This is a genomic window from Sinorhizobium terangae (assembly GCF_029714365.1).
In the GTDB taxonomy this organism is placed as follows: Bacteria; Pseudomonadota; Alphaproteobacteria; order Rhizobiales; family Rhizobiaceae; genus Sinorhizobium; species Sinorhizobium terangae.
On the sequence record NZ_CP121660.1, the window covers coordinates 1,168,240 to 1,183,690 of the forward strand.

Annotated in this window: 11 protein-coding genes; 5 read left to right on the top strand and 6 right to left on the bottom strand. The window is 62.9% G+C overall.

Annotated elements, in window-relative coordinates:
- The first annotated feature begins 135 nt into the window (after nucleotides 1-135).
- Together QA637_RS24125 and QA637_RS24130 are read left to right on the top strand one after the other, a co-directional pair.
- On the top strand, nucleotides 136-1,404 hold the full coding sequence (locus tag QA637_RS24125) for a 4-aminobutyrate--2-oxoglutarate transaminase (protein WP_283065159.1): 1,269 nt from the start codon (nucleotides 136-138) through the stop codon (nucleotides 1,402-1,404).
- Between the two features lie 123 nt (nucleotides 1,405-1,527).
- Nucleotides 1,528-3,003, top strand: coding sequence for an NAD-dependent succinate-semialdehyde dehydrogenase (locus QA637_RS24130; protein ID WP_283065161.1), 1,476 nt, complete (start codon nucleotides 1,528-1,530; stop codon nucleotides 3,001-3,003).
- Between the two features lie 105 nt (nucleotides 3,004-3,108).
- Here the strand turns inward: QA637_RS24130 and fabI are convergent, their stop codons facing one another.
- Genes fabI through QA637_RS24150 form a run of 4 tightly spaced genes read right to left on the bottom strand, consistent with a single transcriptional unit; the run spans nucleotide 3,109 to nucleotide 8,283 of the window.
- Nucleotides 3,109-3,894: an enoyl-ACP reductase FabI gene (gene fabI / locus QA637_RS24135; protein ID WP_283065163.1), complete on the bottom strand. Its 786-nt coding sequence runs from the start codon at nucleotides 3,892-3,894 to the stop codon at nucleotides 3,109-3,111.
- Nucleotides 3,895-3,908: 14 nt separating this feature from the next.
- Nucleotides 3,909-5,087 (bottom strand): acetate/propionate family kinase, encoded by a 1,179-nt coding sequence (locus QA637_RS24140; protein WP_283065165.1) that lies wholly within the window; start codon nucleotides 5,085-5,087, stop codon nucleotides 3,909-3,911.
- A gap of 4 nt (nucleotides 5,088-5,091) precedes the next feature.
- On the bottom strand, nucleotides 5,092-6,048 hold the full coding sequence (locus QA637_RS24145) for a phosphate acetyltransferase (RefSeq protein WP_184108666.1): 957 nt from the start codon (nucleotides 6,046-6,048) through the stop codon (nucleotides 5,092-5,094).
- 18 nt (nucleotides 6,049-6,066) lie between these two features.
- A complete protein-coding gene (locus QA637_RS24150; protein WP_283065167.1) occupies nucleotides 6,067-8,283 on the bottom strand; it encodes a DUF3141 domain-containing protein in 2,217 nt (738 codons plus the stop codon).
- Between the two features lie 373 nt (nucleotides 8,284-8,656).
- On the opposite strand from QA637_RS24150, the gene htpG reads away from it, so the two are divergent.
- Nucleotides 8,657-10,546: a molecular chaperone HtpG gene (htpG, locus tag QA637_RS24155; protein ID WP_153437459.1), complete on the top strand. Its 1,890-nt coding sequence runs from the start codon at nucleotides 8,657-8,659 to the stop codon at nucleotides 10,544-10,546.
- A 192-nt stretch (nucleotides 10,547-10,738) separates the two neighbouring features.
- Here htpG and QA637_RS24160 read toward each other — a convergent pair whose 3' ends face one another.
- Together QA637_RS24160 and QA637_RS24165 are read right to left on the bottom strand one after the other, a co-directional pair.
- Entirely contained in the window at nucleotides 10,739-11,923 is a 1,185-nt protein-coding gene (locus tag QA637_RS24160; RefSeq protein ID WP_283065170.1) for a CaiB/BaiF CoA transferase family protein, read from the bottom strand.
- Between the two features lie 8 nt (nucleotides 11,924-11,931).
- Entirely contained in the window at nucleotides 11,932-13,119 is a 1,188-nt protein-coding gene (locus QA637_RS24165; protein ID WP_283065172.1) for an acyl-CoA dehydrogenase, read from the bottom strand.
- A gap of 166 nt (nucleotides 13,120-13,285) precedes the next feature.
- Between QA637_RS24165 and QA637_RS24170 the strand changes: the two genes are divergently transcribed.
- Together QA637_RS24170 and QA637_RS24175 are read left to right on the top strand one after the other, a co-directional pair.
- Nucleotides 13,286-14,242 (top strand): LysR family transcriptional regulator, encoded by a 957-nt coding sequence (locus QA637_RS24170; protein WP_346283787.1) that lies wholly within the window; start codon nucleotides 13,286-13,288, stop codon nucleotides 14,240-14,242.
- Nucleotides 14,243-14,321: 79 nt separating this feature from the next.
- Nucleotides 14,322-15,449 carry an NAD(P)/FAD-dependent oxidoreductase gene (locus tag QA637_RS24175; RefSeq protein WP_283065176.1) on the top strand — a complete coding sequence of 376 codons (1,128 nt, stop codon included), beginning with the start codon at nucleotides 14,322-14,324 and terminating at the stop codon, nucleotides 15,447-15,449.
- The last annotated feature ends 2 nt before the right edge of the window (nucleotides 15,450-15,451 follow it).

The window sequence follows — 15,451 nt, forward strand, 5'->3', positions numbered from 1 at the left end:
GAAGCGCCCATCAGTGGCGGTGTTGTCTCGATCACCAAATTTGATTTGCAATCCACCCGAAAAGATGTACCACTTCCGGAGAAAAATTGCAGAAAAAATGCAATATATTCCCTCCTCGTAAACAGGACGACGACGATGACCAGCCTCACCGATCGCAAGAACGCAGCCATTTCCCGTGGCGTCGGAATGACCACGCAGATCTACGCCGACCGCGCAGAAAATGCCGAGATCTGGGACAAGGAGGGCAACCGCTACATCGATTTCGCCGCAGGCATCGCGGTCGTCAACACCGGTCACCGCCACCCCAAGGTGATCGCGGCGGTCAAGGAACAGCTCGATCGCTTCACCCACACCTGCCACCAGGTCGTGCCCTACGAGAATTATGTCCATCTCGCCGAGCGCCTGAACGCGATCACGCCCGGCAACTTCGCGAAGAAGACGATCTTCGTCACGACCGGCGCCGAAGCCGTCGAAAACGCGGTCAAGATCGCCCGCGCCGCAACGGGCCGCCAGGCGATCGTCGCGTTCGGCGGCGGCTTCCATGGCCGCACTTTCATGGGCATGGCGCTCACCGGCAAGGTCGTGCCCTACAAGGTCGGCTTCGGCGCGATGCCGGCCGACGTCTTCCATGCCCCCTTCCCGATCGAGCTCCACGGCGTCAGCGTCGAACAGTCGCTTGCCGCACTGAAGAAGCTTTTTGCCGCCGATGTCGATCCGGGCCGCGTGGCTGCGATCATCGTCGAGCCGGTTCAGGGCGAAGGAGGCTTCTACCCGGCGCCGACCGCCTTCATGAAGGCGTTGCGCGAAATCTGCGACCAGCACGGCATCCTGCTGATCGCCGATGAGGTCCAGACCGGCTTCGCCCGCACCGGCAAGCTCTTCGCGATGGAGCACCATGACGTCGCGCCCGATCTGATGACGATGGCAAAGAGCCTTGCCGGTGGTTTCCCGCTTGCCGCGGTCACCGGCCGCGCCGAAATCATGGATGCGCCAGGACCTGGCGGCCTCGGCGGCACCTACGGCGGCAACCCGCTTGGCATAGCCGCCGCCCACGCCGTTCTCGACGTCATCGAGGAGGAGAGGCTCTGCGATCGCGCGAACCAGCTCGGCAACCGCCTGAAGCAGCGCCTCGCCGCAATCCGCGAAAAGGCGCCCGAGATCGTCGACATCCGTGGCCCGGGCTTCATGAATGCGGTCGAATTCAACGACGTGAAGACCAATCTGCCAAGCGCCGAGTTCGCCAACAAGGTCCGCCTCATTGCGTTGGAAAAGGGCCTGATCCTTTTGACCTGCGGCGTCCACGGCAACGTCATCCGCTTCCTGGCGCCGATCACGATCCAGGACGAAGTCTTCGCGGAAGCGCTCGATATTCTCGAAGCGTCAATCCTCGAGGCGCGTGGTTGACGGCAACTCAGGCGCCCGCTATCGCGGGCGTCCGGCCAACGACGCCGGCTCGGGGTGCGCAACCGCTGCTCCGGAGAAAAATGAAGCGAGGCTTGGCCAACAGGCCTCGCCCGAGGACGTGCCATGGGATTGACATCCGCACTGACTAAGCACCTGCGAGCAGCCGACCTGTTTGCGGCACTCGAAAATGTAACCCGGCCCTCCATCAAGTGGACCGGCGCGACATTCGACGTGTTCAACCCCTCGACCGGCGAATTGCTTGCAACGCTTCCCGACATGGGTATCGACGAGGTGCATGCCGCGATCGACGCTGCGGCCGCGGCGCAGGGGCTCTGGGCTGCAAAGCCGGCGAAGGACCGAAGCACCATCCTCAGGCGTTGGCATGACCTGATCGTCGAGCATGTCGATGATCTCGCAGCCATTCTGACCGCCGAAATGGGCAAGCCGCTCGCGGAAGCAAAGGGCGAAGTCCTTCACGCGGCATCCTATGTCGAGTGGTATTCCGAGGAGGCCAAGCGCGTCTATGGCGAAACCTTCCCAGCACCCGCCAACGACCGCCGCATGCTTGTCATCAAGCAGCCCGTCGGCGTCGTCGGCACCATCACGCCGTGGAATTTTCCGGCCTCGATGGTAGCGCGCAAGATCTCGCCCGCGCTCGCCGCCGGCTGCGCCGTGGTGCTGAAGCCGGCGGAACAGACGCCGCTCGTCGCCGGCGCGATGTTCGTGCTCGCGGAAAAGGCAGGCTTTCCGAAAGGCGTCGTCAATCTGCTTTACGCCGCTGAAGGCGCCCCGATCGGCCGCGAACTCTGCAGCAACCCCAAGGTCCGCAAGATCAGCTTCACCGGCTCCACCGAGGTCGGACGGCTCTTGATGCGGCAATGTTCCGACCAGATCAAGAAGGTCAGCCTCGAACTCGGCGGCAATGCTCCCTTCATCGTTTTCGACGACGCCGACATCGACGAGGCGGTGGACGGCGCCGTTCAGGCCAAGTTCCGCAATGCCGGCCAGACCTGCGTTTCTGCCAACCGCATCTATGTGCAATCCGCCGTGCACGCCGCTTTCGCTGATAAATTCGTCGCACGCGTGCGCGAACTCACCGTCGGCGACGGGTTTTCTGCCGGGGTCGCGATTGGCCCGATGATAGACAGCCATGCGATCGAGAAGATCGAGGCGCATGTCGCCGACGCCTTGGCCAAGGGCGGAGAAGTACGATGCGGCGGCAGGCGGATCGGCTCCACGGGCACTTTCTTCGAGCCGACCGTCCTAACCGGCATTTCACATAGTATGCGCGTTGCCCAGGAAGAGACCTTCGGCCCGATTGCGCCGATCATTCGTTTCGAAACGGCCGAGCAAGTGGTGGCCGAGGCCAACGACACGATCTATGGTCTCGCCGCCTATTTCTACGCCGAGAACCTGAAGCGCGTCTGGCATGTGGCCGAAGCGCTCGAATATGGCATGGTTGGCATCAATACCGGGCGGATGTCTTCCGAAGCGGCGCCTTTCGGCGGCATCAAGCAATCCGGTATCGGCCGGGAAGGCTCCCGCCATGGGCTCGAGGACTATCTCGAGATGAAGTATCTCTGCATGGGCAACATCTGAGCGACGGCGGCGTAGCCACGCCGCTAGATCATAAACGTGATCGATTCCAAGAAGTTAGCGCTAGATGCGGGCGGAAAAACCGCACATGCCTTTCCTCATCCCTCGCTAGTCGACGATGTGGTAGCCGCCGTCGACGTAAAGCACCTGGCCGGTTATCAGTCGCGCCGCGTCGTGGGCGAGAAACGCGGTCGCCATGCCGACGTCGTCGATGTCGACGAGCTCGTGGGCCGGTGCCTTCAGCTTCGTCTTTTCGAGCAGCGCGTCGAATTCCGGGATACCGGAAGCGGCTCGGGTGGCAAGCGCGCCCGGCGAGATGGCGTGGACGCGAATGCCCTTGGGGCCAAGCTCGGCCGCCATATAGCGCACCGCGCTTTCCAGCGCCGCCTTGGCGACGCCCATTATGTTGTAGTTCTCCACCACCACCTGTGACCCGTAATAGGTCATCGTGAAAAGTGTCCCACCGTTCTTCATAAGCGGCTCCGCGAGTTGGGCCATGCGGATGAAGGACCAGCAGGATATCTCCATCGTCGTCAGAAACCCCTCGCGCGGCGCATCGGTCACGCGCCCGCCGAGCGTGTCTCTCGGGGAGTAGGCGATCGAGTGGACGAGGAAGTCGAGCTCTCCCCAGGTATCGGCGATCCGCTCGAAGACTGCCTCGATCTGGCCGGGTACCGCAATGTCCAGCGGCAGGAAGATCGGGACGTCGAGCTCGCGTGCCAGTGGCTCGACATGTGGCTTTGCCTTTTCGTTGAGATAGGTCACTGCGAGTTCCGCGCCCAAGGCACGAAATGCGCGGGCGCAACCCCAGGCGATCGAGCGATCGTTGGCAATGCCGACGATCAGGCCCTTTCGGCCTTCGAGAAGCTTGGCCTTGACGGTGGGGATGGACATCGGGCGGTCTCCGGTCAGGCGTTGGGAGCGCTGATGAGTGCCAGGGTGTGGCGCGCGATCATCAGCTCTTCATCGGTTGGAAGGACATGAATGGCCACCTGGCTCTTGGCCGTAGAGATCAACGCGGCGCCAGCCTCGTTCGCCACCGGATCAAGCTCTGCCCCGAGCCAGGCGAGGCCTTCGACGATACGCGCGCGGATCGGGGCCGAGTTTTCGCCAACGCCCGCGGTGAAGACGAAGGCATCGATCCCTCCCAGCGCCGCCGCGAGCATCCCGGCATTGAGCACGCATCGATAACAGAAATGCGCGACGGCGAGCGCGGCGTTAGGGTCGGTGCTCGCCAGAAGGTCGCGCATGTCGCTGGAAAGGCCGGACAAACCTTTGAGCCCGGCGTCGTGATAAAGGAGATCCGAGACCGCCTGAGCAGTCATACCCTTCTCCATGATCAGATAGAGGACGACACCCGGATCAAGCTGGCCCGGCCGAGTTCCCATCGGCAGGCCATCGAGCGCGGTAAAGCCCATCGTGTTTTCAATGCTACGGCCGTCCCGCAACGCGCACATTGAAGCGCCGCTGCCGAGGTGGGCGACGATGACGCGGGCCGCCTGCGGCGCCACCTCGCGTAGCCGCTCGGCAATATATTCGTATGAAAGTCCGTGGAAGCCGTAGCGCCGAATGCCCTGATCGTAGAAGGCCTTTGGCAAGGCGTAACAATCGGTGTGCTTGGCGTGGCCACGATGAAATGCGGTGTCGAAACAGGCTACCTGCGGCACGTCCGGATTGATCTCCATAGCCAGGCGGATCGGCGCCAGGTTGTTCGGCTGATGCAGGGGGGCGAGGTCCTGGTAGCTGGCAAGGCGGTCGAGGACCGCCGCATCGATCAGAACGGGCCGCGCGTAGTCGGGACCGCCATGCACGACCCGGTGACCGACCGCCCGCAACTCGAAGCCTTCCAGCGTCAGGAGCCAACGTCTAGCCTCGTCAATGGCGGCCGGAAGATCGCGAACGGCCTTCGCGTCATAGGTCTGGTCGATGAGCCCGGTGCCGTCGGCCGCCGTCGCCTGCAGACGCGGCCGCGTGCCGATACCGTCGATCTTCCCGCGAATCTGACGCGTCAAGTCCATGCCGGCGAAGCCGAAAACCTGGAACTTCAGGCTCGATGAACCGGCGTTGACGACAAGGAGCGCGTCCATGGCGCTACACCGCTTCCACTTGCGCGGCCCGGCGCCGCGCCGCGTAGAGCGCCGCGACAGCGCAGGATGCGAGGCGCGTGCGCACCGAATCCGCCCGCGAGGTGAGCACGATCGGCACACGGGCGCCAAGGACGATGCCGGCGGCGTCGGCATGGGTGAGGAAAGTCAGGTTCTTGGCGAGCATGTTCCCGGCTTCGAGATCCGGCACCACGAGGATCTGGGCGTGGCCGGCAACCGGCGAATTTATACCCTTGATGCGCGCCGCTTCCGGATCAATCGCGTTGTCGAAGGCGAGTGGTCCTTCAAGCAGGCCGCCGGTGATCTGGCCGCGTTCGGCCATCTTGCACAGCGCCGCGGCCTCGATCGTCGAGGGGATCTTTGCGGTCACCGTCTCGACCGCCGAAAGAATGGCAACGCGGGGCTCGCCGAGCCCGATCGTGACCCAGAGATCGATTGCGTTCTGCACGATGTCGCGCTTGGCCTCGAGATTGGGGAAGATGTTGATCGCCGCATCCGTGATGAAGAGCGTCTCGGCGTGGCCGGGCACGTCCATGACGAAGACGTGGCTGATCCGCCGCTCGGTTCGTAGGCCCGTGGCAGAGGCGGCGACCTCGTGCATCAGCTCGTCGGTATGCAGGCTACCCTTCATCAGGAGCTCGCCCCTGCCCTCGCGGATCAATGCGACCGCCTTGGCGGCCGCTGCGTGGCTGTGCGGCACATCGATGATTTCCCACCGCCCGAGATCGAGCCGGTGTTCCGCCGCCACGTTGCGGATCTTTGCTTCCGGTCCGACCAGTATGGGTGTGATCAGCCCCGTCTCGGCGGCTTCGATGGCGCCGCTCAGCGAGGTTTCATCGCAAGGATGCGCCACGATGGTGACCGCGGGAGCCTCTGCTCGTGCGGCCGCGATCAGGCGGTCATATTTGGACGGCTGGGTCGCCAGCGTGGTCACCTCGGACACTCGGAACTCCTTCCCCAATCAGGATGCGTTGCGATCATGTGCGGTCTTGTGCACCACCAGAGGTACTGGCGCATCATCGCTCAGGTCGAAAAGCGCTGTCACGCTATGCAGCCGCTCGGCGGCAATGCCAGTCAGCGGTCCGGGAGCCTCCAGGACCTCTCGAAGGGCGGCAAAGGCAGCGCGGCGTTCCTCGATTTTCTCCGGCAGCAATTTTGGAATGGCCGCAAGCGCCGCCTCCTCGTCCACGAGCAACATGAAATACTGCGTGCGCATAAGTGCCTTGAACTCGGCAAGCGTCAATTGCTTGGCGGAGGGATGAGCGCGCCGAAGCCGGCGAACCGCCTCGAAACCACGCTCATCGACCCTGCCGCGCGCCATGCCGACAAAAAGCAGCGCCCGCGCGAGTGCCTCTCGAAGCCCGCCCTTGGCCATGTCAGCTTTGAGCGCCACGATCCTGTTCTCCAGGAGCGCGTGGTGCAGGAGGTTCTTTGCCGCCTTGCGCGGAGGGCGGTCGGACTCCGTGTCGATACCGAGCGCCGCTTGCAAGGCGGGCGCGCCATAGACCGCGTGGAACGTCTGCTCCGAAAGGTGCTCGACCATCTGGCGCCAAGCTTCCAACCCGTCGACGACCTGCCGGGACATGTTCTCTTGCAGAGCCAGGAGCGGGTTGTCGGGTGCCGCTGGTTGGCGCGCATCGCGAACGGCCCCGGCGGCCGCCTCGATCCAGGCCATGACCGGATTGCTTGGACCGAAGACTTCGTATTGCAGGCGCAGCGGGTGCATGCTGCGCATCGCCTCCGCCGTCTGCGGCGTCACCATCGCCTTGATCCAGGGCTGCAGGTAAGTACGGTAAAGCGCGAGATTGACCTCGGACACCCGGGCGGCCGCGGCGAAGCGGCGGTCGTCGTCGATGTCGTTGCCGCCGAAGGCGCGGATATCGTCGAGCGTGCGCGCCTCGCAGCGCATGACCCACTCGCCGGTGACCAGATCCGGATTCTCTACAGCCGGTCCCACCGGCTGCAGCACTGCCTCGTAAAGGCCGGGCGGCAGCACGTCGATCAGGTCGATATTCGACGCGAACTCGTCGTGTTCCTTGCGGGCGACACCCGCGGAAACGAAGATGCCGAGATGGCCGATCTTCTCGTGCACCGTGTAGACGATGGTCTGGCCGTGTGCGCGGATCTCGTCGACGCTGTCGTACAGATCCAGGATCCAGTCGAGCGCCTGCGCCGGCGGGGTGATGTTGTCTCCCTTCGAGCAGAAGACGACGATCGGCGAACGGATGTTGCGCATATCGATCGTCGTGCCGTCGGAGGTCTGGATCTCGCCCGCGGCAAGCTTGTTGCCGACGAAGAGCTCATCGACGATGAACTGCATCTCCTCAGCGTTCAGCCTCACATGCCCGCCCCACCAGCGCTCGAAGCCGAGATAGCGTCCGGCCTCGGTGTCTATCTTGGAATAGAGGTTGTATTGCTTGGTCCAGAGCGTGTTGGCGGGGTTCTGGTTCTCGAAGTTCTGCACCAGCCAGGCGCCATCGAATATGCCGGCGCCAAGATCGCCGGTGAGCGCGGTCAGCCAGCTGCCGCCGAGCAGGCCTCCCGAATAGCGCATCGGATACTGGCCCCGGACACCCGCCCAATAGGAAAGCGGCGCGCCCGCGATGATGATCGGCCCGAACAGTTCCGGGCGCAAAGAGGCAAGGATCATCACGGCCCAACCAGCCTGGCAGTTGCCGATGACGCAGGGCTTGCCATCGGCATCGGGGTGGCGGGCAATCACTGTTTCGAGGAAACCCGCCTCAGCGCGGGTGATATCCTCGATGGTCTGGCCCGGCACCGGCTCGGGAAGGAAGCCGATGAAATAACAGGCGTGCCCCGCCTTCATCGCGACGCCGATCTCGCTGTCTGCCTTGAAGCCGCCAATGCCGGGTCCGTGGCCGGCGCGCGGATCGACAACGACAAACGGCCTTTTCAATGGATCGATCATCGCGTCGGCGGGCGGCACGATCCGGACGAGCGCATAATTGACGGGACGATCGAGCTTGCGGCCATCGCAGACGAGTTCTGCTTCGTAATCAAGCACATGAGGTGCGGTACGCGCGGCTTGCTCTTCGTATTGGATGCCGCGCTGACGCATGACGTCCAGAAACAGGATGGAGCGTTGCCAGGCATCGAGCGCATAAGCGTAGGCATCGGCAAAGGTCGGCAGGGTCGGGACGGTGGATTGCTCAGGCATAATCTCCACTCCTCGGCGCGATCGAAGGTCGGTTTCATTCCCGCTTGCATATTAACAGCAACGTTCTTGTCGAGTGTTGATCCGCATCAAAGAAGGCAAGTGGCAGGGCCGCACATTATCCGTTGTTGTGGACCCTGCGGCTGTCATTGTCTCACGAGTCCGAAGAGCGCGGGGACGCCTTGTTACCGCGATTTGACATGTCGCGCGAACGGGTAGTCTGCTGCGCCACTTCATATCCGCCCGAACTTTTCGGACAGTCCCAAATGCTTAGGCGATAACATTGCACTGAAAGACAACATCAGCAAGACAGCCCTTGAAAATCGGCGCGTTGCTTGCCAATTGGGGCAAACAAATCAAGGAGGTTTGCAACGCGATGAGTGAAGTCGAAATGTCCGTCGAAAAACATGTCTTCGAAGCCGATGTGGCGCGGCTGCTCCATTTGATGGTGCACTCGGTCTACTCGGACAAGAACATCTTCCTTCGCGAACTGATTTCGAATGCGGCGGATGCCTGCGAGAAGCTGCGCTACGAAGCGATCGTCGCACCTGAGCTGCTCGCCAACGATCCTGCACCACGCATTACTTTGACGCTGGATGAGGAAAAGGCGCGCCTCGTCGTTGAGGACAACGGCATTGGCATGAGCCGTGACGAACTGGTCGAATCCCTCGGCACCATCGCACGTTCCGGCACGCGCGCATTCATGGAGCGGATCGAGGCAGCACAGGGCAAGGAAGGCGCACAGCTCATCGGCCAGTTCGGCGTCGGTTTCTATTCTGCCTTCATGGTGGCCGACAATGTCGACGTCGTCTCCCGCCGTGCCGGCTCGGACAAGGCCTGGCATTGGGCGTCCGACGGAAAGGGCAGCTACACAGTTTCCGCAGTCGAACTTTCCGATGCTCCGGCGCGCGGTACGCGGATCACGCTGCACCTCATGGACGATGCCAAGACTTACACGTCGCGCTGGACCGTCGAGCGGATCGTCAAGGAACAGTCCGGCCATGTGCCCGTACCGATCTCGATCGTGGAGAAGCCCGGCGAAGAGCCCGCCCAAGTCGCGGACGGCACGGCGCTCTGGACCAAACAGAAGAGTGAGATTTCCAAGGAAGATTACGCGGATTTCTACCGCAGCGTCGCCGGCCAGTATGACGAACCGGCCGCGACCGTTCACTTCCGGGCAGAAGGCCGGCACGAATATACGGCGCTCGCCTTCGTGCCGGGCTCCAAGCCGTTCGATCTCTTCGACCCCGATCGCAAGGGACGGATGAAACTCTACGTCAAGCGCGTCTTCATCACGGACGAGGCGGAATTGCTGCCGCGCTACCTGCGGTTCGTGCGCGGCCTCATCGACACGGCCGATCTGCCCCTCAATGTCTCGCGCGAGATGATCCAGGAGAGCCCGCTGCTCGCCAGCATCCGCAAGGGGCTGACAAACCGGGTGCTGACCAGCATCGAGAAACTCGCGGAAAGCGAGCCGGAAACCTTCGCCAAGCTCTGGGAAAACTTCGGCAGCGTCATCAAGGAAGGCATCTACGAGGATTTCGAGCGGCGGGGGCAGCTCATCGCGCTTTCGCGTTTCCGCACCACCGCGTCGGACGACAAGCCGCGCGCCCTGAGCGACTATGTCAAGGACATGAAGGACGGGCAGACGGCGATCTACTACCTGACCGGCGACAACCTTGCCCAATTGAAAGCCTCGCCGCAGCTCGAAGGATTCCGCGCCCGCGGCATCGAAGTGTTGCTGCTTACCGACCCGGTTGACAGCTTCTGGGTGACCTCGGCGCCGGATTTCGAAGGCAAGCCGTTCAAGTCGATCACGCAAGGGGCCGCCGATCTCGCCGGTATCGCGAAGCAGGACGCCGACGGTACGACCTCCGCGGAGACGAGCCAGACCGTCGCCGAATTCGTGACCTTTGCCAAGGCGGCGCTCGGCGACGCGGTCTCTGACGTGAGGACCTCGGAGCGACTGACGGAAAGCGCGGTCTGCCTCGTTGCGCCGGAGCACGGACCGGATCGCCAGCTCGAGAAGATGCTGCAGGGAGCCGGCCGCATCGACGGCGCGGCAAAGCCGATCCTGGAGATCAATCCCGGCCACAGCCTGATCGCCGCCATCGCTGCCTGCCCCGCCGAGGATGCAGCATTCCGCGAGGACGCCGTAAAGCTCCTGCTCGACCAGGCGCGCGTTCTCGACGGCGACAAGCCGGAAGATCCGCGCGCCTTTGCCGAGCGGCTGTCGAGGGTGTTCAGCCGGGCTTTGAAGAGTTAAGAAACTTAGCGGACATGCCCTCATCCGGCTTGCCGGCCACCTTCTCCCCGCAAGCGGGGCGAAGGGACAAGCGGCAGCGCCCGCGCTAGTCTAAAATCCCCTCTCCCCGCGCGCGGGGAGAGGGTTAGTCCTCGGGTTAAACCCGAGGAGAGGGGCAAAACTGCGATCTTGCGACGCGAGCCTAGCCGGGTCTCACCCTTTCGCTTTCGGCCTCAGGCCGATCTCGGACAGCACCTCTTCCGTATGCTCCCCAAGCCGGGGTACGCCGCGCTCGAGTGCGAGCGAAGCTCCGGAGAAGCGAAGCGGAGTCCTGACGCCCGGCGACGTACCGGCCGCCGCGCCGGTGTGCGGCGTATCCACCCGCATCTGTCGGTGAAGGATCTGCGGATCGGCAAAAACGTCCGCGACGGTGTTGATCGGACCGCCCGGCACGCCTGCGGCTTCGAGTTTTGCCAGGAGCGCATCCCGCGCAAACTTCGCCGTCTCTGCCGCGAGCTCCGGCGTGAGCGTATCGCGATGCTGCACGCGACCGGCATTGGTCAGGTATCGCTCGTCTGACGCCAGGTCCGCTCGGCCGAGCACGTCGCAGAATTTGACGAACTGCCGGTCGTTTCCGACGGCGACGATGAGATGCCCGTCGGCGGTCGGAAAGACCTGGTACGGCGCAATGTTCGGATGCGCATTGCCAAGACGCCGCGGCGCCTTGCCCGAGACGAGAAAATTCAGCGCCTGATTGGCGAGTACACCGGTCATGCAATCGAGCAGCGCCATGTCGATCTGCTGCCCCTCGCCCGTGCGTTCGCGCTGCGCAAGCGCCGCCTGGACGGCAATCACACCGTAAAGCCCGGTAAAAATGTCGGCGAAGGCCACTCCGATCTTCTGCGGCTCGCGATCCGGCTCACCGGTGAGATCCATGATCCCGCTCATGCCCTGGACGATGTAGTCGTAGCCGGCGCGATGGGCATAGGGGCCGTCCTGGCCGAAGCCGGTCACGGAACAATAGATGAGCCGAGGGTTGACCTTCCTCAGGTTCTCATAGTCGAGCCCATATTTGGCGAGACCACCGACCTTGAAGTTTTCGAGGAGCACGTCCGATTGCGCCGCCAGCCGCCGTACCGCCTCCTGCCCCTCTTCCGTCGTGAAGTCGAGCACGACCGAGCGCTTGCCCCGGTTGCAGGCATGGAAATAGGCTGCGTCGAGCTTCTCGCCAGCCTCGCCTTCGACGAAGGGCGGTCCCCAGGTTCGGGTATCGTCGCCTGCCGGGCTTTCGACCTTGATGACGTCGGCGCCAAGATCGGCGAGTGTCTGGCCAATCCAGGGGCCAGCCAGAATGCGGGCGAGTTCGAGAACGCGAATACCCTTCAGCGGCGTTTCCATGACGACACTCAGAAGAACGCCTGCAGCCCGGTCTGGGCGCGGCCGAGGATCAGCGCATGCACGTCATGCGTTCCCTCGTAGGTGTTGACGGTCTCCAGGTTCAGCATGTGACGCATGACCTGGTATTCCTCGGAAATGCCATTGCCGCCGTGCATGTCGCGGGCCATCCGGGCGATATCGAGCGCCTTGCCGCAATTGTTGCGCTTGACGATCGAGATCATTTCCGGGGCCATCCGGCCGTCGTCCATCAGCCTGCCGACGCGGAGCGATCCCTGCAGCCCCAGTGTGATCTCGGTCTGCATGTCCGCCAGCTTCTTCTGGAAAAGCTGGGTCTGGGCAAGCGGACGATTGAACTGCTTGCGATCGAGCCCGTATTGACGGGCCGCGTGCCAGCAGAATTCGGCCGCACCGAGCGCGCCCCACGAGATGCCGTAGCGGGCGCGATTAAGGCAGCCGAAGGGACCTTTGAGCCCCTCCACATACGGCAGCAGTGCATCCTCGCCGACCTCAACATTGTCGAGAACGATCTCGCCGGTGATCGACGCGCGGAGCGACAGCTTGCCGGCGATCTTCGGCGCCGAAAGCCCTTTCATGCCCTTTTCCAGCACAAAGCCGCGGATCGCGTTTCCATGGGCCTCCGACTTCGCCCAGACGACGAACACATCGGCAAGCGGTGCGTTGGAAATCCACATTTTCGAGCCGATCAGACGATAGCCGCCATCGGTCCTCATCGCCCGCGTCTTCATTCCGGCGGGATCGGATCCGGCGTCCGGCTCGGTCAGGCCAAAGCAGCCGATCCATTCGCCGCTGATAAGCTTCGGAAGATACTTCCGCTTCTGATCCTCCGAACCGTAGGCGAAGATCGGATAAATCACGAGCGACGACTGCACGCTCATCATCGAGCGATAGCCCGAATCGACCCGTTCGACTTCACGGGCGACGAGGCCGTAGGCGACATAGGACGCGCCGACGCCGCCGTAGGTGTCCGGCACGGTGACACCGAGCAAGCCGAGGTCGCCCATTTCGCGGAAGATCGCCGGGTCGGTCTTTTCCTCGCGATAAGCTTCGATCACGCGCGGCTGCAGCTTCTCCTGGGCGTAGGCGCGCGCCGTATCGCGGATCATCCGCTCGTCTTCGCTCAGTTGATCCTCGAGCAGAAACGGATCGTCCCATTGGAACTCAAACTTTTCGGCCATCTCTCTCTCCCGTCGTATTTTTCCGCCTGTGGTTATGGCAAGCGGGTGCAAGTGTTTCAAACGAAATTGAGGCACTGCCTCATGCGTCTGGGGAATGGACCTTGCGCCCGAGGCGGTTCTGCTGATTATTCGCAAACGCGATACAGAGATCGACACACCCGCCGCCATGACCAACAATCGCCTCGAACGTTTTGCCCACAATCTCGACTGGAATCTGCTGCGCACCTTCGTCGTTGTCGTCGAGGAGGGCAGCATCACGGCCGCGGCCAACCGGCTGCTTCTGCAGCAGCCCGCCGTCAGCATGGCGTTGAAGCGGCTGGAGCAGACCGTCGGCCAGAAGCTGATCGACCGGAGGCCGGGCCGCTTCAATCTCACCGAAGCGGGTGAGAAATTGCACGGCCAGTGCCGGGACATCTTCGCGGCGGTGGTCCGTCTGCCCAATGTGCTGGAGACCGCGGGCGAAGAGGTGACCGGCCATCTCAATATCCATTCGGTCAGCCATGCCCACAATCCGGCCTGGGATCGCAAGCTCGACACTTTCTTCCGAATGCATCCGAAAGTGACACTGTCGGTGACGATCGCGACGACCGTCGATGTGCTCAGCGCCGTCGAGCGCAACATCGCCACGATGGGCCTTTGCGACGGCAACATTCCCGACGGACTGAACAAGAGCTTCCATATCCGCGAGCGGTACGCACTTTATTGCGGGCGCGGCCATCCGCTGTTCGGTGTCGACGGCGTCGATTTCAACGACCTCCGGGGCAACCCCTACATCGCCTTCATCGCCGATGTCCTTGGCGGGCAGCACATGAATTCGGTGACCGCCGTTCGCGCGATCGGCTCCTTCGGCCAAAAGGTCCGGGGCGTTTCCTGCAACGTCGAGGAGGTCATGCGGCTGATTTCCGCCAATGTCGGAATCGGCATGCTGCCGGATCATCTCGCAGGCCCTGCAGTCAAGGCCGGGCAGCTATGGCAGTTGCCGCCCTACAGCGATCTTCCGACGACGGACGTCTTTCGAATCTCGAACCCCAACTCGATCCTCAATCCGGCGGAAGCAGCCTTCCTCGCGCATGTCGCGGACACGGAACCGCTGGATCACTGCCTAAATCATCATCAAGATTGATAACGACATTTCCGACTATAAATTTGAACGACCCCGACGGTCTCCTTATTGTCCGCCAACGACCTGAGGAGCCGAAAACATGCGTAAATACGATGTGGTCATCATTGGCGGTGGAATCGCCGGCTTGTCGCTCGCCCATTTCCTGAGCCAGCACCGGTCGGTTGCCGTCATCGAACGCGAGAACGCGCTTGGCTACCACAGCACCGGCCGCTCCGCCGCCGAGTTCGTCCTGAGGTACAACGCGCCGGAAGTGTGCGCGCTGGCGAGGATCGCCAAAGACTTCTTTGATCGACCGCCGCAAGGCTTCACCGATGTGCCCCTCTTGAAGCAGCGCGGCGGAGTCATGATCGCCAGCGCCAACAAGATCGGGCGGTTCGAAACGGTTCTGGCCGAGGAACGGGCGTTGGCGCCGGAAATAGAACGTCTGACACCGGAAGAGGCCGTGTCCCGCATTCCGATCCTCAAGCCCGAATACGTTGCAGCCGCATACTATGACCCAAATTTCTGGGACATCGAGGTGGAAAACCTGCTTCAGGGCTACCTCAGGGGCGCGCGGCGGAATGGAAGTGACGTCCTGGAACGCCATGAAATCCTGTCGGCCGAACGCGATGGAGGCGCCTGGATCCTGACGACGGCCGGCGGTGAAATCAGCGCGAAGGTCGTCGTCAATGCCGCCGGTGCCTGGGCGGATCCGGTCGCGGCGCTCTTCGGCGTCGACCCGATCGGCATCGTACCGCATCGCCGCACCGCCATTACCGTCGATCTCCCGGACGGCGTGGACGCGACAACCTTGCCGGAAATCAACGAGATAGACGAGGATTTTTACATGAAGCCGGAAGGCGGGCGGCTGCTCGCCTCTCCAGCGGACGCCACACCTTGCGAGCCGTCCGATGTCCAGCCTGAGGAGATCGATGTCGCCTGGGCTGCACACTACGTTGAGGAAGCCACCACCATCTCCGTGCGGCGGATCGCAAAGAGCTGGGCGGGCCTTCGCAGCTTTTCCACCGACAAGCTGCCCGTCGTCGGCTTTGCGCCAGGGCGATCGGATTTCTTCTGGCTTGCGGGCCAGGGCGGCTACGGCATCCTTACATCACCGTCGCTGGGCCAGCTTGCGGCAAACCTGCTGATCGACACGCCCTTGCCCGAGGCGTTTCGACGTGAGGCGCTCGATCCCCGATCCTTCTCCCCGGCCCGCTTCCAAAAGTAGCG